The sequence below is a fragment of the Pseudonocardia adelaidensis genome (assembly GCF_039543345.1).
GTDB classification, from domain to species: domain Bacteria; phylum Actinomycetota; class Actinomycetes; order Mycobacteriales; family Pseudonocardiaceae; genus Pseudonocardia; species Pseudonocardia adelaidensis.
Genome location: NZ_BAABJO010000011.1, coordinates 1 through 17,230, shown reverse-complemented (window position 1 = coordinate 17,230; position 17,230 = coordinate 1). Strand labels below are relative to the sequence as shown.

The 17,230-nt window shown below is 73.0% G+C and carries 18 protein-coding genes; 15 read left to right on the top strand and 3 right to left on the bottom strand.

Features of this window, described 5'->3' with window-relative positions:
* The first annotated feature begins 88 nt into the window (after positions 1-88).
* Positions 89-607 (top strand): DUF3592 domain-containing protein, encoded by a 519-nt coding sequence (locus ABEA81_RS16385; RefSeq protein WP_345605963.1) that lies wholly within the window; start codon positions 89-91, stop codon positions 605-607.
* A gap of 28 nt (positions 608-635) precedes the next feature.
* Here the strand turns inward: ABEA81_RS16385 and ABEA81_RS16380 are convergent, their stop codons facing one another.
* Together ABEA81_RS16380 and ABEA81_RS16375 are read right to left on the bottom strand one after the other, a co-directional pair.
* A complete protein-coding gene (locus tag ABEA81_RS16380) occupies positions 636-1,037 on the bottom strand; it encodes an MmcQ/YjbR family DNA-binding protein (RefSeq protein WP_345605962.1) in 402 nt (133 codons plus the stop codon).
* Positions 1,038-1,089: 52 nt separating this feature from the next.
* A complete protein-coding gene (locus tag ABEA81_RS16375; protein ID WP_345605961.1) occupies positions 1,090-1,917 on the bottom strand; it encodes an inositol monophosphatase family protein in 828 nt (275 codons plus the stop codon).
* Positions 1,918-2,071: 154 nt separating this feature from the next.
* Here ABEA81_RS16375 and ABEA81_RS16370 point away from each other — a divergent pair, with 154 nt between their 5' ends.
* Both ABEA81_RS16370 and ABEA81_RS16365 read left to right on the top strand, forming a co-directional pair.
* Positions 2,072-3,223, top strand: coding sequence for a glycosyltransferase family 4 protein (locus ABEA81_RS16370; RefSeq protein ID WP_345605960.1), 1,152 nt, complete (start codon positions 2,072-2,074; stop codon positions 3,221-3,223).
* The gene (locus tag ABEA81_RS16365) at positions 3,220-4,323 is read left to right on the top strand and encodes a glycosyltransferase (protein WP_345605959.1); all 1,104 of its coding nucleotides are present in this window, start codon (positions 3,220-3,222) and stop codon (positions 4,321-4,323) included. Before ABEA81_RS16370 ends, ABEA81_RS16365 begins: the two co-directional genes overlap by 4 nt.
* A 25-nt stretch (positions 4,324-4,348) precedes the next feature.
* Here ABEA81_RS16365 and ABEA81_RS16360 read toward each other — a convergent pair whose 3' ends face one another.
* Positions 4,349-5,086 carry a TetR/AcrR family transcriptional regulator gene (locus ABEA81_RS16360; RefSeq protein WP_345605958.1) on the bottom strand — a complete coding sequence of 246 codons (738 nt, stop codon included), beginning with the start codon at positions 5,084-5,086 and terminating at the stop codon, positions 4,349-4,351.
* A 146-nt stretch (positions 5,087-5,232) separates the two neighbouring features.
* Here ABEA81_RS16360 and ABEA81_RS16355 point away from each other — a divergent pair, with 146 nt between their 5' ends.
* From ABEA81_RS16355 to ABEA81_RS16300, 12 genes are all read left to right on the top strand, one after another.
* Complete coding sequence (locus ABEA81_RS16355) at positions 5,233-5,970, top strand: SDR family oxidoreductase (protein ID WP_345605957.1); 738 nt, start codon at positions 5,233-5,235, stop codon at positions 5,968-5,970.
* A 14-nt stretch (positions 5,971-5,984) separates the two neighbouring features.
* Entirely contained in the window at positions 5,985-6,872 is an 888-nt protein-coding gene (locus ABEA81_RS16350) for an SDR family oxidoreductase (RefSeq protein ID WP_345605956.1), read from the top strand.
* A gap of 78 nt (positions 6,873-6,950) precedes the next feature.
* The gene (locus tag ABEA81_RS16345; protein WP_345605955.1) at positions 6,951-7,637 is read left to right on the top strand and encodes a demethylmenaquinone methyltransferase; all 687 of its coding nucleotides are present in this window, start codon (positions 6,951-6,953) and stop codon (positions 7,635-7,637) included.
* A 93-nt stretch (positions 7,638-7,730) separates the two neighbouring features.
* Positions 7,731-9,026 carry a geranylgeranyl reductase family protein gene (locus ABEA81_RS16340; protein WP_345605954.1) on the top strand — a complete coding sequence of 432 codons (1,296 nt, stop codon included), beginning with the start codon at positions 7,731-7,733 and terminating at the stop codon, positions 9,024-9,026.
* 101 nt (positions 9,027-9,127) lie between these two features.
* Positions 9,128-9,493, top strand: a complete 366-nt coding sequence (locus ABEA81_RS16335; protein ID WP_345605953.1) for an NADH-quinone oxidoreductase subunit A — start codon at positions 9,128-9,130, stop codon at positions 9,491-9,493.
* Position 9,494: 1 nt separating this feature from the next.
* Positions 9,495-10,046, top strand: coding sequence for a NuoB/complex I 20 kDa subunit family protein (locus ABEA81_RS16330; RefSeq protein WP_345605951.1), 552 nt, complete (start codon positions 9,495-9,497; stop codon positions 10,044-10,046).
* Positions 10,047-10,052: 6 nt separating this feature from the next.
* On the top strand, positions 10,053-10,895 hold the full coding sequence (locus ABEA81_RS16325; RefSeq protein ID WP_345605950.1) for an NADH-quinone oxidoreductase subunit C: 843 nt from the start codon (positions 10,053-10,055) through the stop codon (positions 10,893-10,895).
* Positions 10,892-12,211: an NADH-quinone oxidoreductase subunit D gene (locus ABEA81_RS16320; RefSeq protein WP_345605948.1), complete on the top strand. Its 1,320-nt coding sequence runs from the start codon at positions 10,892-10,894 to the stop codon at positions 12,209-12,211. The genes ABEA81_RS16325 and ABEA81_RS16320 overlap by 4 nt, the downstream gene beginning before the upstream one ends.
* Before the next feature lie 101 nt (positions 12,212-12,312).
* Complete coding sequence (nuoE, locus tag ABEA81_RS16315; protein WP_345605947.1) at positions 12,313-13,116, top strand: NADH-quinone oxidoreductase subunit NuoE; 804 nt, start codon at positions 12,313-12,315, stop codon at positions 13,114-13,116.
* Entirely contained in the window at positions 13,116-14,432 is a 1,317-nt protein-coding gene (gene nuoF / locus ABEA81_RS16310) for an NADH-quinone oxidoreductase subunit NuoF (protein ID WP_345605946.1), read from the top strand. The genes nuoE and nuoF overlap by 1 nt, the downstream gene beginning before the upstream one ends.
* A complete protein-coding gene (locus tag ABEA81_RS16305) occupies positions 14,429-16,882 on the top strand; it encodes an NADH-quinone oxidoreductase subunit G (RefSeq protein ID WP_345605945.1) in 2,454 nt (817 codons plus the stop codon). Before nuoF ends, ABEA81_RS16305 begins: the two co-directional genes overlap by 4 nt.
* A gap of 23 nt (positions 16,883-16,905) precedes the next feature.
* On the top strand, positions 16,906-17,230 hold a 325-nt coding region (locus tag ABEA81_RS16300), incomplete at its 3' end, for an NADH-quinone oxidoreductase subunit H (protein ID WP_345606145.1).

Sequence of the window (17,230 nt, the reverse complement as noted above, 5' to 3'; positions counted from 1 at the left end):
GTAAGAGGCGGTGCCGGTTCGTGTGCGCCCGACCCCGGGAGGTACCGGCCACACCGGCGTTCCGACCAGGCCTCATACGATGGGGGGCGTGACGAGTGGCACCCGGACGACAGACGCCGAGCGCACCCGCGCGATCGACGAGCTGGCATCGCTGGTGCGCCCGATCCGCCGGTTCGCGGTCAACCGGTCCGCCGAGATCGTCGTCGGGATCGCCGTGCTCGCCACGGTGCTCGGGCTGCTCGCACTGGCCGGCGCCGCCGTCGACGACCGCGCCATCTCGGCGAACCCGGGCTACGCGCAGGCCGATGTGCTCGACGGGTCCACGTTCGCCCGCACGGTCGTCCGCTTCACGGTGGCGAGCGGGGAGACCGTGGTGCCGGAGCACGGCGTCTTCTACCCGTCCGGGCTGCAGGTGGGCCAGTCGGTGGCCGTCGAGTACGACCTCGGCAACCCCGAGCTCGTCCGGGTGGCCGGGAGCAGCGCGTTCGGCGAGGCGGGCCCGCTCGCGCTCGCCCTCGCGGCCGTGTGGGCGGTGCTGGGCCCGCTGGCGCTGTGGCTGCGCCGCCGCCGCCACGCCGGTGGAGCGAACGGCACTTCGGTGCGCTGAGACGGGCCGCTCCGCCCCGCGCACACTCCTAGGCGCGGTAGCGCTCCGCGAGCTCCGGTGGGGCGCAGGCCAGCCAGCCGTCGAGGATCGCGTCCCGCAGCGCCGGCCCGGTGACCTCGTCGAGCTGGACGAGCACCGCTGCGTACCCGTCGAAGTGCGGGATCGTGAAGAAGGCGTCCGGGTTGGCGGCGAGCACGGCCTCCTTCTCGTGGAGGTCGGCGACGCGGATCGCGAGTATCGGGCCGGTCGGTGGGGTCTCGGCGCCGTAGCGCCGGATGTCCGCCTTGCTGAACTGCCGTTCCCAGGCGAAGACCGTGGGCCCGCCGCGCTTGGTCGCGGATACGGCCCACGCGCGGTTGCCGCGCCGGTCGATCTCGACGACCTCGGGTAGCTGCGTGGCGATGCCGGCCACGTCGTCGAGGCTCACCATCGCGCGGACGCTACCCCGCGCGCCGGGAGTGCGCGTGGGTCGTGGCCGTGCGTCATTCCCCGGACGCGCGCCACCAGGCCAGCACGGCGTCCAGCGCGCCGGGCAGTGCGACGATCATCGCCGCGCCGGGCAGCGGGTCGGGCCGCCCGCTCCCGTCGACGATCACCGCGCCGGCCTCGGTGGCGAGGCAGGCGGCGCCCGCGACGTCCCATTCGCGGTGGCCCTCGAGCACCGCCGCGACGGCGTGACCGAGGGCCACCTGCGTGATGGCGAGCGCCGACGAGCCGAGTGAGCGGATCGCGGTGTGGCCCGCGGCGGCGCACCGCGTGAAGCCGGCCGTGCGGCCGGGACCGAGCTCCGCGCAGATCAGCCCGCCCGCCAGCGCACGGGGTACGACCCGGACCGGGACGCCGTTCGCCCGCACCCCTCGTCCGCGGGCGGCGGCGTAGATCTGGGCCCGGCTCGGGTCGGCGATCACCCCCACCACGGGGCCGGAGGCGTCCACCAGCGCGAGACTGTAGGCGCACCACGGGAATCCCGCGACGTAGTTTGCAGTGCCGTCCACGGGGTCGACGACCCACCGGTACGGCGCGTGGTGGGCGTCCGGGTCGGCGCCGTACTCCTCACCGACCACCGGAACGCCGGGGAACTCCGCGGCGAGGACCCGGCGGGTGTGGCGTTCGAGGGTCCGGTCGGTGTCGGTGACCCAGTCGAACGGGTTGGCCTTGTGCGCTGCGCCGCTGTGGTGCTCCCGGCCTGCGGTCGCCGTGATCACCTCGGCCGCGTCGTTGGCGAGCCGCCCGGCCACCTCGAGGGCACGGGACATCAGTCCGGCCTCCACCGGGGCCGGGGGTGCGCTCGGATCGTGCTGGACGGTCATGTGGCCCGAGCGTCACGGCCTCCGGTGTCCCGGGTGCGTCCCGCAGGTGACCTGCCGACGATCACCCGGCCAACTGTGCGACCGACACGGGGTGTTGGTTCCCCGTTGGGTGGCGCGCCACCAGCGCGATCCCCCGCCGGGAGACCGTGCCACCGTGCGCGTCGCGATCGTCTCCGAATGCTTCCTCCCCGTGGTCAACGGCGTCACCAACTCGGTGCTCCGCGTGGTCGAGCACCTCACCGCCGCCGGGCACGACGTGCTCGTCGTGGCGCCGGGGATGGACGGGCCGACGGAGTACGCGGGCGCCCCGGTCGTGCGGATCAGGGAGCTGAACCTGCCGGTGGTGTCGTCGATGCCGGTGGGCGTGCCGAGCAGGCGGGTGCTGACGGCCCTGCGCGAGTTCGGGCCGGACGTCGTGCACCTCGCGGCGCCGTTCGTCGTGGGGTACCGGGGGCTCGCGGCGGCGCGCAGGCTGGGCATCCCGACGGTCGCGGTCTACCAGACCGACGTGGCCGGTTTCGCCTCCTCCTACGGCCTCGGCCTCACCGCCCGTGCGGCCTGGCGCTGGACGTGCCGGCTGCACGGGCAGGCCGACCGCACGCTCGCGCCGTCGAGCTGGGCCACCGCGGCGCTGCGGGAGCGCGGGGTGCCGCGGGTGCACCAGTGGGCCCGCGGCGTCGACACGCGGCGGTTCACCCCGTCCAAGCGCGACGCCGGGCTGCGCGCCGAGCTGGCCCCCGGGGGTGAGCTGCTCGTCGGGTACGTCGGGCGGTTGGCGCCGGAGAAGCAGGTGGAGCGGCTCGGGGCGCTGCACGGGCTGCCGGGTACCCGGCTCGTCGTCGTGGGCGGCGGGCCCAGCGAGGACCGCCTGCGCGCGGTCCTGCCGGCCGCGGCGTTCCTCGGCTTCCGGGAGGGCGACGAGCTCGCCCGGATCTACGCATCGCTCGACGTGTTCGTGCACACCGGGCCGTCCGAGACGTTCTGCCAGGCGGTGCAGGAGGCACTCGCGTCCGGGCTGCCCGTGGTGGCCCCGGACGCGGGCGGCCCGCGGGACCTCGTGCTGCCGGGCCGCACGGGTTTCCTGGTGCCGCCGCACCCCGACGGCGCCACCCCGGACGACGGTGTGTCCCGGGCGGCCGACGTCGAGCTGCGCGCGGCCGTCGCAGCCCTCGCCGACCCGGAGCTGCGTCGCCGGTTCGGCGCCGCCGCCCGGCGGTCGGTGCTGCGCCGCACCTGGTCGGCGGTGTGCGACGAGCTGGTGGCCCACTACGCCGAGGTGATCGGTCGGACGGCGGCCGCAGCGTGAGGATCGTCCAGCTCGCGAACTTCTACGGCCCGCGTTCCGGCGGCCTGCGCACCGCCCTGCACCACCTGGGCGCGGGCTACGGCGCGCGGGGCCACGAGGTCGTGCTCGTGGTGCCGGGCCCGCGGTCGGCGGACGAGCTCCTGCCCACCGGCATCCGGCGGATCACGATCGCCGCACCCGGGCTGCCCGGCACCGGCGGCTACCGGGCGGTCGACCCGTGGCGGGTACAGCGGCTGCTGGAGCGGCTGCGCCCGGACGCGATCGAGGTGTCGGACCGGCTGACGCTGCGCGGGCTGGGGGCGTGGGCGACGCGGCACGGCGTGCCGAGCGTGGTGATCTCCCACGAGCGGCTCGACCGGCTCCTCGCGCAGTTCCTGCTGCCGGCTGCCGCGGCCCGGCGCGTCGCCGACGCGGCGAACGCCCGGATGGCGGCGGCCTACGACACCGTCGTCTGCACGACGTCGTTCGCGCGGGCGGAGTTCGACCGCATCGGCGCGCGGAACGTGGCGCAGGTGCCGCTGGGCGTCGACCTCACGGCGTTCTCGCCCCGCCACCACGACCCCGGCCTGCGCTCCGGGCTCGTCGCGGGCGCGGACACCCTCCTCGTGCACTGCGGGCGGCTCTCGCCGGAGAAGCACCCGGAGCGCAGCATCGACACCGTGGCCGCGTTGCGCGCGGCGGGGCACCGGGTGCGGCTGGTCGTCGCGGGGGACGGGCCGCGGCGGCCCGCACTGGAGCGGCGGGCCGCCGGGCTGCCGGTGACGTTCATCGGGTTCGTCCCCGACCGCGGGCAGCTCGCCCGGCTGCTCGCCTCCGCGGACGTCTCGCTCGCCCCCGGCCCGCACGAGACGTTCGGGCTGTCCGCGCTGGAGGCACTGGCGAGCGGTACGCCCGTGGTGGTGTCGGCGTCCTCCGCGCTGCCGGAGATCGTCGGCCCGTCCGGGGCCGCCGCGCTGGACCGTCCCGAGGCCTTCGCAACGGGCGTCACGACGCTGCTGGCGGCCGACGAGGCGGGCCGGCGCGCCGCGGCGCGGGCGCGGGCGGAGCAGTTCGGCTGGCCTGCCTCGGTGGCCGGGATGCTGGGCATGCTGTCGGCCTGATCCGCGCGCCCCGTTCCGGCCGGCGCTACCCGCCGACGGTGTGCGTGGGGCGGGATGCGGTGCGTGCGGGCGTGGACGGGGTGCCGGCCAGCGTGTCCAGCCAGTGCCGCAGCAGTGCGGTCTCGGGTTCGCCGAGCTCGGTGGGGCGGTTCCGCAGGACGGCGGCCAGCTGCAGGGCGGCGACCACCAGCGAGTCCTGGCCGTCTTCGCCTGCCGGGCGGCCGGGCCCGAGCACGGCGGCGTGGACGGCGTCGCGCACCCGCCGGGAGAGCTCCGGGTCGGGGTAGTTCTCGGGCTGCGTGACGAGGTTCAGCGCCAGGCCGATGTTCGCGGACATGATCATCTGGGCGGCCAGCCCGGGCTCGACGCGCAGCCTGCCCGCGGCCGCGCACCGATCCAGGACCCGGCGCAGCAGGCGCATCGCCTCCTCGGCGGCGGAGGGCACGGTGGCGAAGCTCGGCGAGAACATCAGCCGGTAGACGGCCGGGTGGGACCTCGCGAACTCGACGTGGGTGTCCCACCCGTTGCGCAGGTCCTCGACCGGGTCCTCCGACGGCGCGGCGGCCCGCTTCGTGGCCAGGTAGCGGTCGAACCCGTAGTCCACCAGCGCACTGAGCAGGCCGTTCTTGTCCCCGAAGAGCCGGTAGAGCACGGGCGCGCCGACGCCCACCGCCTCGCACACCGCCCGCGTGGCGATGTCGCGGTCCGGTGAGGCGTTCAGCAGCTCCTCGGCGGCGTCGAGCATCCGCGTGCGCAGGTCCACCAGTCGATCGTAGCGTCACTAACGAATGAGGCGTACGCATGTTACGCAGGTCATAACGCGGATTCCGCAAAGCCGTAGCGCCGATACGACGGCAGTGTTAGCGTCGATCTCGACCAAGCGGAACAGCGCTACGAAGGAGCGGGATCATGACGGAGAGCACTCCGCGCGTCGCGATCGTCACCGGCGGTTCCGGCGGTATCGGGCGGGCGGTCGCCGAGCGCCTCGCCGCGGACGGGATGAGTGTGCTGGTGCACTACGCCGGCAACCCCGGGCGAGCGCAGGAGGCCGTGGACGCGATCCTCGCCGCCGGGGGCACGGCGAGCGCGGCGCAGGCCGACGTCGGGGACGAGAACGAGGTGGCCGCCCTCTTCGACGAGGCGGAACGGCGCTACGGCGGCGTCGACGTGGTCGTGCACACGGCGGGGATCATGCTGCTCTCCCCGCTCGCCGAGCTCGACCTCGACGACCTCGACCGGATGCACCGCACCAACATCCGCGGGACGTTCGTGGTGGACCAGCAGGCCGCCCGCCGGGTGCGCAGCGGCGGCGCGATCATCAACTTCTCCACCTCCGTGACGAAGATCGCGCTGCCGACCTACACCGCCTACGCCGCGAGCAAGGGCGCCGTGGACGCGATGACCTTGATCTTGGCCAGGGAGCTGCGGGGCCGCGACATCACCGTCAACGCCGTCGCGCCCGGCCCGACCGCCACGCCGCTGTTCCTGGACGGCAAGGAGCAGTCGGTGGTCGACCACTTGGCGTCGATGTCGCCGCTGGAGCGGCTCGGAGTCCCCGCCGACATCGCCGAGGCGGTCGCGTTCCTCGCAGGGCCTGCCCGCTGGGTGAACGGACAGGTCCTCTACGCCAACGGCGGAGTCATCTGAGAAGGAGCAGGATCATGGCGAAGAACATCGTCGTCACCGGGGCGTCCAGCGGGTTCGGGGCGCTCACCGTCCGGGCCCTCGCCGACGCGGGGCACACCGTCCACGCCGGTATGCGGGAGACCACGGGCCGCAACGCCCCCGCGGTCACCGCGCTGCGCGAGTACGCGCGGGAGCACGGCGTCGACCTGCGCGCCGTCGAGATGGACGTCGCCGACCAGGCCTCGGTGGACGCCGCGATCGGGCACATCGTCGCCGAGGTGGGCCGGCTCGACGTGGTCGTGCACAACGCGGGACACATGGTGCTCGGGCCGGCCGAGGCGTTCACCCCCGAGCAGCTCGCGGCCGTCTACGACGCCAACGTGCTGTCCACCCAGCGCGTCAACCGCGCCGTCCTGCCGCACCTGCGCGCCCAGGGGGACGGGCTCGTGGTGTGGGTCGGGTCCAGCAGCAGCCGGGGCGGCACCCCGCCCTACCTCGGCCCGTACTTCGCCGCCAAGGCCGCGGAGGACGCGCTGGCCGTGAGCTACGCCGCCGAGCTCGCGCGCTTCGGGATCGACACGACGATCGTCGTGCCCGGCGCCTTCACGAGGGGCACGAACCACTTCGCCCACGCCGGGCGCGCGGGCAGCGCCGACATCGTGGCCGCCTACGACGAGCGCTACGCCGGCCTGACCGACCAGGTGGCCGAGCGGCTGGCGCGGCTCGTGCCCGCCGACGCGGACCCGGCCGAGGTGGCCCGCCGGATCGCGCGGGTGGTGGACCTCCCCAAGGGAGAGCGCCCGTTCCGGGTGCACGTCGACCCCGCGCACGACGGCGCCGAGGAGGTCTTCGACCACGGTGACCGCATCCGGGCCGACTTCTACCGGCGGATCGGCCTGGAGGACCTGCTGCGCCCCGCGTGAGCCGCGGTGCGAACCCGCCCGCGTCCGACACCTCCCGGACGCGGGCACCCGCGTGCCCGGCGCGTAGCGTTCCCGGGCGTGAGCAGGGCAGACCTCGACAAGGACCCGCACGACGTCGCCGCGATGTTCGACGGCGTCGCGCGCCGCTACGACCTGACCAACACCGTGCTCACCGCGGGTCAGGACCGGCGGTGGCGGCGGCTCACGCGGGACGCGCTCGGGCTGCGCCCGGGGGAGCGCGTGCTGGACCTCGCCGCGGGCACCTGCGTCTCGACGGTGGAGCTGCGGCTGTCGGGGGCCTGGTGCGTGGCCGCCGACTTCTCGCTCGGCATGCTCCGGGCGGGCGCCCACCGCCCCGTGCCCAAGGTGGCCGCCGACGCCCTGCACCTGCCGTTCCGCGACGGCGCCTTCGACGCGGTCACGATCTCCTTCGGGCTGCGCAACGTCGCCGACCCCGACGCCGCCCTCGCCGAGCTCGCCCGCGTCACGCGCCCGGGCGGGCGGCTCGTGGTGTGCGAGTTCGGCAGGCCGAGGGTCGCGCCGTTCCGCGCCGCCTACTACGTGGGCCTCGAGCACGTGCTGCCCGCGATCGCCCGCAGGGTGTCGAGCAACCCGGAGGCCTACGCGTACCTGGGTGAGTCGATCCGGGACTGGTCCGCCCAGCCGGAGCTGGCCCGCCGCATCGCCGCGGCGGGCTGGAGCGGCGTCGCGTGGCGGGACCTCGCCCTCGGCGCCGTGGCCCTCCACCGCGCCACCCGCCCATGACAACCGGCATTCCGGACCGACCTGAGGACGCGGCCCTGGACCAGGGTGCTTAGACTCGGGGACGACTTCGTGAATCCGTTCACAAGGAGCCGCATGGCCGCGCCCGAACCCACCACAACGGACGCCGACGTCATCGTCGTCGGCGCGGGTCCCGCCGGATCCACGGCCGCGGCGTACCTCGCCAGGGCCGGGCTGGACGTCCTGTTGCTCGAGAAGTCGACGTTCCCGCGAGCGAAGGTGTGCGGCGACGGCTTCACGCCCCGCGGCATGAAGCAGATCATCGACCTCGGCATCGACTGCTCCGAGGCGAACGGCTGGCTGCACAACAAGGGCCTGCGGGTGGTGGGCGGCGGGGTCACGTTGGAGCTGGCATGGCCCACGCTGGCGAACTTCCCCGACTTCGGCGCCGTGCGACCCCGCCAGGACTTCGACGAGCTGCTCGTGCGCCATGCCGAGAAGCTCGGCGCCCGGCTGCACGAGGACACCACGGTCACCGAGGCGATCACCGACGAGCGCTCGGGGCGGGTCGTCGGCGTCACCGGCACCGTCGGCAAGGGCAAGGACAGGCGGCCGGTCTCGTTCCGCGCGCCACTCACCCTCGCCTGCGACGGCGTGAGCGCCCGGCTGGCGCTCTCGCTGGGCATGGCCAAGCGCGAGGACCGCCCGATGGGTGTGGCCGTGCGCCGCTACTACAACTCCCCCCGCACGCACGACGACCACCTCGAGAGCCACCTCGAGCTGTGGGACCGCTCCGACCCGGCGAACCCGAAACTGCTGCCCGGCTACGGCTGGATCTTCGGCATGGGTGACGGCACGTCGAACGTCGGGCTGGGGATCCTGTCCACCTCCAAGGCCTACGGCAACACCGACTACCGCGCCCTGCTCAAGTCGTGGCTGGACGGCACGCCGGAGGAGTGGGGCTACCGCGACGAGAACGCGGTCGGCAGCGTCGGCGGCGCAGCGCTGCCGATGGGGTTCAACCGCACCCCGCACTACCGGCCCGGCCTGCTGCTGGTCGGCGATGCGGGCGGCATGGTCAACCCGTTCAACGGGGAGGGCATCGCGTACGCGATGGAGTCGGCGGCCATCGCGGCCCGCTGCGCGGTGCAGGCCCACGCGCGCTCCGGTGCGTCCGCGGAGGCGGCGCTCGCCGGCTACCCGGTGGCGATGGGCCAGGCGCTCGGCAGCTACTACCGCATCGGCAACATGTTCTCGAAGCTCATCGGCAACCCGACGATCATGGGGATGGCCACGAAGTACGGCCTCCCGCGCGCCACGCTCATGCGCTTCATCCTGAAGCTGCTCGCCAACCTGTACGACCCGAGGGACGGCGCGGTCGGCGACCGCGTGATCACGGCAATGACCAGGCTCACACCGAGCTTGGAGTAAGGCTCGCCTGGGTCCCGTCGGGCGTCACGCCCGACCTAGGGTCCCGGACGGAATCAATAAAAGCGATTCGACGAGACGACGAGAACGACGAGGGTGAACGGATGCTCGATCCCTACCTCCCGCTGGTGCTGCTGTTCGCCCTGGCAGGTGCGTTCGCCCTGTTCTCGGTGACGGCGGCGCCCTACGTCGGCCCACGCCGCTACAACCGCGCGAAGCTCGACGCCTACGAGTGCGGCATCGAGCCGTCGCCCCAGCCCGTGGTGGGCGGCGGCCGGATGCCGGTCGCCTACTACATCACGGCGATGCTGTTCATCCTGTTCGACATCGAGATGGTCTTCCTCTACCCGTTCGCCGTGAGCGCCGACGCGCTCGGCCTGTTCGGGCTGGTGGAGATCGTGCTGTTCATCGTCACGGTCGGCTTCGCCTACGTCTACGTGTGGCGGCGTGGCGGGCTGGATTGGAACTGAGATGGGTCTCGAAGAGCACCTGCCCAGCGGCGTGCTGCTGACCAGCGTCGAGAAGCTGGTCAACTGGACGCGCAAGTCGTCGCTGTGGCCCGCCACCTTCGGGCTGGCGTGCTGCGCGATCGAGATGATGACCACCGGCGCCCCCCGCTACGACCTCGCGCGCTTCGGCATGGAGGTCTTCCGGGCCTCGCCGCGCCAGGCCGACCTGATGATCGTCGCGGGCCGGGTGAGCAACAAGATGGCGCCGGTCCTGCGCCAGATCTACGACCAGATGCCCGAGCCCCGCTGGGTGCTCGCGATGGGCGTCTGCGCGTCGTCCGGCGGGATGTTCAACAACTACGCGATCGTGCAGGGCGTCGACCACGTCGTCCCCGTCGACATGTACCTGCCCGGCTGCCCGCCGCGGCCGGAGATGCTGATGGACGCGATCCTCAAGATCCACGCCAAGATCATGGACGAGCCGCTGGGCCACCGGCGGGCCGCGGAGCTGGCCGCGAGCGGCCACAAGACGGAGCTGGTGCCGTCCTCGATCAAGTTCGCGAAGAAGAAGTGACGCGTCATGGCTGACGAGAACAACACCGGCACGCCCGGCTCCTCCGCGGAGCGGAAGGGCGCCGACGAGGCCGAGCTCGAGGCGGGCGGGGCGCAGGACGCGAAGGGCGGTGAGGTCGAGCAGACCTCCGCCCCGGCCGACGCGTCGACGGCCGTCGGATCCGAGCAGACCACGCCGGAGGGCGGCACCCGGATCGGGCCCACCCGCGAGCGGCGCGGCATGTTCGGCGTCTCCGACTCGGGCGACACGTCCGGCTTCGGAGGCCTCCGGCTGCCCGCGCACGTGCCCGCCCCGGCCGAGCGGCCCTTCGGCGGCTGGTTCGACGACTTCGCCGACGAGTTCGCCGAGGCGCTGGCCGAACGCGGCATCCCGCAGACCGCAGTGCAGCAGATCACCATCGATCGCGGCGAGATCACCTTCTACGTGCGGCGGGAGTCGATCCTCGAGATCTGCCGCACGCTGCGCGACGAGGACTCCCTGCGCTTCGAGCTGTGCTCCTCGGTCTCCGGCGTCGACTACGGCGAGGACGTGCCGCAGCGGCTGCACGTCGTCTACCACCTGACGTCGATGACCTACCGGCGCCGCATCCGCCTCGAGGTGTCGGTCGACGTCGACGACGCGCACGTGCCGAGCGTCGTCGAGGTCTACCCCACGGCCGACTGGCACGAGCGCGAGACCTGGGACATGTTCGGCGTCGTCTTCGACGGTCACCCGGCCCTCACGCGGATCCTCATGCCGGACGACTGGGAGGGCCACCCGCAGCGCAAGGACTACCCGCTCGGCGGGATCCCGGTGGAGTACAAGGGCGCGGAGATCCCACCGCCCGACCAGCGGAGGGCCTACACATGAGCAACGACACGTTCGACGCCTACGCCCCGGCGCGGGAGACCACCGAGGGCACCGTCTACACGGTCACCGGTGGCGACTGGGACACGCTCCTCGACGAGGAGCACGACGACCGGATCGTCATCAACATGGGTCCGCAGCACCCGTCCACGCACGGCGTGCTGCGGCTGGTGCTGGAGCTCGAGGGCGAGACGGTGCAGCAGGCCCGGTCGGTGATCGGCTACCTGCACACCGGCATCGAGAAGAACTGCGAGTACCGCACCTGGACCCAGGGTGTGACGTTCGTGACGCGCGCCGACTACCTGTCGCCGATCTTCAGCGAGGTCGGCTACTGCCTCGCGGTGGAGAAGCTGCTCGGCGTCGAGGCCCCGCGGCGGGCCCAGGTGGCCCGCGTGCTGCTGATGGAGATCAACCGCATCGGTTCACACCTGGTCGCGCTCGCGACCGGCGGCATGGAGCTCGGCGCGCTCACCGGCATGACGGCCGGGTTCCGCGAGCGCGAGGAGGTGCTCCACCTGCTGGAGTTCCTCACCGGCCTGCGCATGAACCACGCGTTCGTCCGCCCCGGTGGGCTCGCCCAGGACCTCCCGGACGGCTGGGAGGAGCGGGTCGCCGACTTCGTCGCGATCATGCGCAAGCGGCTGCCCGACTACGACAACCTCCTCACCGGCCAGCCGATCTGGCGCCAGCGCCTGGAGAACGTCGGCTACCTGCCGGTGGACGGCTGCCTCGCGCTCGGGGCCACCGGTCCGATCCTGCGCGCGGCCGGCCTGCCGTGGGACCTGCGCAAGGTCGAGCCGTACTGCGGTTACGAGGAGTACGACTTCGACGTCCCGGTGGCCACGGAGGCCGACTGCTACGCGCGCTACCGGCTGCGCGTCGAGGAGATCCGCCAGTCGCTGCGGATCATCGAGCAGGCGGCGGCGAAGATGGAGCCGGGCCCGGTGATGGTCGAGGATCGCAAGATCGCCTGGCCGGCGCAGCTGTCGATCGCCGCCGACGGCATGGGCAACAGCCTCGAGCACGTCCGCAAGATCATGGGCCAGTCAATGGAGTCGCTGATCCACCACTTCAAGCTGGTCACGGAGGGCTTCTCGGTGCCGGCGGGCCAGGTGTACACGGCGGTCGAGTCGCCGCGCGGCGAGATGGGATTCCACCTGGTGTCCGACGGCGGCACGAGGCCGGTGCGGGTCCACGTGCGGGACCCAAGCTTCGTGAACCTGCAGACGATGCCGGCGATGAGCGAGGGCGGCATGGTCGCGGACGTCATCGCGGCCGTCGCCTCGATCGACCCCGTCATGGGAGGTGTCGACCGGTGACACGTCGAACCGAGCGGAGCGAGGTCGCCCGATGACACGTCGAACCGAGCGGAGCGAGGTCGCCCGATGACACGTCGAACCGAGCGGAGCGAGGTCGCCCGATGACACTGCCTGAGGGAACGCCGGAGTCCTACGGCCCGATCACCGGGCCGGAGGAAGTGGTGTTCGAGTCCGTCGTCGAGGACGCCGGGCCGGTCGTCGAGAAGTTCGACGAGCTCACCCGGCAGCGCACCAAGGAGATCATCGCGCGGTACCCGCAGTCGCGGTCGGCGCTGCTGCCGCTGCTGCACCTGGTGCAGTCCGTGGAGGGCCACGTCAGCCAGGACGGCATCCGCTACTGCGCCGACGCGCTGGAGCTGACCACCGCCGAGGTGTCGGCGGTCGCCACCTTCTACACGATGTACAAGCGCACGCCGTGCGGTGAGCACCTCGTGAGCGTCTGCACCAACACCCTGTGCGCGGCCCTGGGCGGCGACGACATCTACAAGCGGCTCGAGGAGAAGCTCGGGGTCGGCCACGAGGAGACCGCGGGCGAACCCGGCACCACGGGCTCGATCACCCTCGAACACGCCGAGTGCCTCGCGGCCTGCGACCTCGCCCCGGTGCTGCAGGTCAACTACGAGTACTACGACAACCAGACGCCGGAGTCGGCGGAAGCTCTCGTGGAGGCGCTGCAGAAGGGCGAGAAGCCCCACCCCACCCGGGGTGCGCCGCTCACCGACTTCCGCACCGTGGAGCTGGAGCTCGCCGGGGTCTTCCCAGACCTCGCCTCGAGCGTTGAGGGGCCGTCGGTCGCGCCGGAGTCGGTGCGCGGCGCGCAGCTCGCCTCCGAGCGCGGCTGGGTGGCCCCCGCGATGCCCGACAACCCGCCCGCGTTCCCTGCTCTGCCGGAGAAGAAGAACTGATGGTGGACCAACTCACGCCGGTGCTCACCCGGCGCTGGCAGTCGCCGCGCTCGTGGTCGATCGACACGTACGAGCAGCTGGAGGGCTACCAGGCCCTGCGCCACGCGCTCACCGCCCAGCCCGACCAGATCATCCAGCTGGTGAAGGACTCCGGGCTGCGGGGCCGCGGCGGCGCGGGCTTCCCGACCGGCATGAAGTGGGGCTTCATCCCGCAGGGCCCGACCGGCCCGGGTGCCAAGCCCAAGTACCTCGTGGTGAACGCCGACGAGGGCGAGCCGGGAACCTGCAAGGACATCCCGACGATGATGGCCGACCCGCACTCGCTCATCGAGGGGTGCATCATCACGTGCTTCGCGATCCGCGCGAACTTCTGCGCGATCTACGTGCGGGGCGAGGCGCTGCACTGCATCCGCCGGGTGCGCCGGGCGGTGGACGAGGCCCGTGCCGCGGGCTACCTCGGCACCGACATCCTCGGTTCCGGGTTCGACCTCGAGATCGTGGTGCACGCCGGCGCGGGCGCCTACATCTGCGGCGAGGAGACGGCGCTGCTCGACTCGCTGGAGGGTCGTCGCGGCCAACCTCGCCTCAAGCCTCCCTTCCCGGCCACGTCGGGGCTCTACGCCTCCCCGACCGTGGTGAACAACGTCGAGACCATCGCATCGGTTCCCGCGATCGTGATGGGCGGCAGCGACTGGTTCCGCACGATGGGCACGGAGAAGAGCCCCGGGCCGAAGATCTACTCGGTGTCCGGTCACGTCGAGCGCCCCGGCCAGTACGAGGCGCCGCTGGGCATCACGCTGCGCGAGCTCCTCGAGCTGGCGGGTGGCATGAAGGACGGCATCCCGCTCAAGTTCTGGACGCCGGGCGGCTCGTCCACCCCGATCTTCACGGCCGAGCACCTCGACGTCCCGCTCGACTTCGAGGGCGCCGCCGCTGCGGGCTCGATGCTCGGCACCACGGCCGTGCAGGTCTTCAACGAGACCGTCTCGGTGCCGTGGGCCGTGATGAAGTGGACCGAGTTCTACAAGCACGAGTCGTGCGGGAAGTGCACCCCGTGCCGCGAGGGCACCTTCTGGCTGGTGCAGATCCTCGAGCGGATGGTGCACGGCGAGGGCACCGAGGCCGACGTCGAGACGATGCTCGACATCTGCGACAACATCCTCGGCCGCTCGTTCTGCGCCCTCGGTGACGGCGCCACCAGCCCGATCACGAGCGCCATCAAGTACTTCCGCCAGGAGTTCCTGGACCTCATCGCGGAGCAGCCCGCGGTGCAGCGTCCGGAGCAGCTGGACGATCTGGTTGGAGCCCAGGCATGACGATCGCCCCCGAGGAGAAGAAGGAGGCGCGGCCCGTCCCCGAGGGCCACGTCCGCCTCACGATCGACGGGATCGAGGTCGATGCCCCCAAGGGCGAGATCCTGATCCGCACCTGCGAGCGGCTCGGGATCATCGTGCCGCGGTTCTGCGACCACCCGCTGCTCGACCCGGCGGGCGCGTGCCGCCAGTGCCTGGTCGAGGTGGAGATGGGCGGCCGGCCGATGCCGAAGCCGCAGGCCAGCTGCACCATGACGGTGGCCGACGGCATGGTCGTCAAGACCCAGCACTCCTCCCCGGTGGCCAAGAAGGCCCAGGAGGGGGTGATGGAGCTGCTGCTCATCAACCACCCGCTCGACTGCCCGATCTGCGACAAGGGCGGCGAGTGCCCGCTGCAGAACCAGGCCATGAGCACCGGGCGCACCGACTCCCGGTTCGTCGACGAGAAGCGCACGTTCCCGAAGCCGCTCCCGATCTCCACCCAGGTGCTGCTGGACCGGGAGCGCTGCGTGCTGTGCCAGCGCTGCACCCGCTTCTCCGAGGAGATCGCGGGCGACCCGTTCATCGACCTCCTCGAACGCGGGGCCGAGCAGCAGATCGGCGTGGCGCAGGACAAGCCGTTCCAGAGCTACTTCTCCGGCAACACGATCCAGATCTGCCCGGTCGGGGCGCTCACCAGCGCCGCGTACCGGTTCCGCTCCCGGCCGTTCGACCTCGTGTCCACCCCGGGCGTCGACGAGCACACCTCGAGTGGCGCGGCCCTCCGCATCGACACCCGCCGCGGCACCGTCCTGCGTCGCCTGTCGGGCAACGACCCCGAGGTCAACGAGGAGTGGATCGACGACAAGACCCGGTTCGGGTTCCGGTACCTGAAGTCGAAGGGCCGCATCACCCGTCCGCTGGTCCGCGGCGCCGACGGGCAGCTGGCCGAGGCGTCGTGGACCGAGGCGCTCGACGCCGCGGCGCAGGGGCTGCTCGCGGCCCGCGACGGCGGGATCGGCGTGCTGGCGGGCGGCCGGCTCACCGTCGAGGACGCCTATGCGTACGCGAAGTTCGCGCGCGTGGCCGCCGGCACCAACGACATCGACTTCCGGGCCAGGACGAACTCGGCCGAGGAGCTGGAGTTCCTCGCCTCGCAGGTGGTCGGCAAGGGCCCCGAGACCCTCAGCTACACCCGTCTCGAGGCCGCGCCCGCCGTGCTGTGCGTCGCGCTGGAGCCCGAGGAGGAGGCGCCGGTCGTCTACCTGCGGCTGCGCAAGGCGGCCCGCAAGCACGGCCAGCGGGTGTTCCACCTCGGTCAGTGGACGACGCCCGCGGTCGAGCGCACCTCGCTCGAGACCGGCGCCGCCTCCCCGGCCGCGAAGGACAACCTGATCCCGGCCGTGCCGGGCGCCGAGGCCGCGGTGCTGGCCGACCTCCCGCAGCACGTGGTCGAGGCCCTCACCGGCGGGGGCGTGATCCTCGTCGGCGAGCGCGCGGCCGAGGTGCCCGGGCTGTACTCGGCGGTCGCGGCGCTCGGTGAGCGGACGGGCGCGGCGATCGGCTGGGTGCCGCGCCGCGCGGGCGACCGCGGCGCCCTCGACGCGGGGGCGGTGCCCTCGCTGCTGCCCGGCGGCCGCCCGGGGGCCGACGCCGCGGCGCGGGCCGAGGTCGAGCAGGCGTGGGGCCTGGAGGCCGGCACGCTGCCGTCCGCCCCGGGCCGCGACACGGACGAGATCCTCGCCGCGGCCGGGTCCGGCGAGATCGCGGCGCTGGTCGTCGGCGGCGTCGACCCGTACGACCTCGCCGACCCGGAGGCCGCGCTGGCCGCGCTGCGCGACGTCGGGTTCCTCGTGAGCCTCGAGCTGCACTCCTCGGCCGTCACCGAGCTGGCCGACGTGGTGCTGCCGGTGGCCCCGGACGCCCAGCGCGCCGGCAGCTACCTCAACTGGGAGGGGCGGCGCCGCGAGTTCGGCCCGGCTCTCGACGCGAGCGGCGTGCTCCCGGACTGCCGGGTGCTCGACACCCTCGCCGTCGAGATGGACGCCGACCTGTTCACCCAGACGCCCGCGGCCGCCGCCGGCGAGCTCTCGCGGCTCGGCCGCTGGTCCGGCCCCGCCCCGGCCGCACCGAAGGTCGCGGCCGGTGAGCCGCTGCGCCCGGCGTACGGCCAGGCCGTGCTCGCCAGCTGGCGTCACCTGCTCGACGGCTCGACCCTCACGATCGACGAGCCGGCACTGGCCGGCACCGCCCGCCCGGCCTACGTGCGGCTCAACGCCGCCACGGCCGAGCGGCTCGGGGTGACGGAGGGCAACCCGGCCACGGTGCGCACCGACCGCGGCGAGATCACGCTTCCGGTGGCGCTGGCCGACCTGCCCGACGGCGTCGTCTGGCTGCCGGGCAACTCGGGCGACTCCCGCGTCCGCACCGTCCTCGGTGTCGGGCACGGCGACCTGGTGGGGGTGACGGCGTGAGTGCCGACGTGCTGGCCCAGGGCTTGACCCGCACGCAGCAGCTGCTGGCGGACGACCCGCTGTGGCTGATCCTGCTGAAGGTCGTGGCCCTGTTCGCGATCGGCGTCGTGCTGACGCTCTTCATGATCAACTGGGAGCGCAAGGTGGTGGGCCGGATGCAGCAGCGTCCCGGCCCGAACCGGGTGGGCCCTGGCGGCTGGCTGCAGTCGCTTGCGGACGGGCTCAAGCTGGCGTTCAAGGAAGACATCATGCCGGTGATGGCCGACAAGCGGGTGTACTTCATCGCCCCGGTCATCTCGACGATCCCGGCGTTCGTGGCGTTCTCGGTGATCCCGTTCGGCGGCGAGG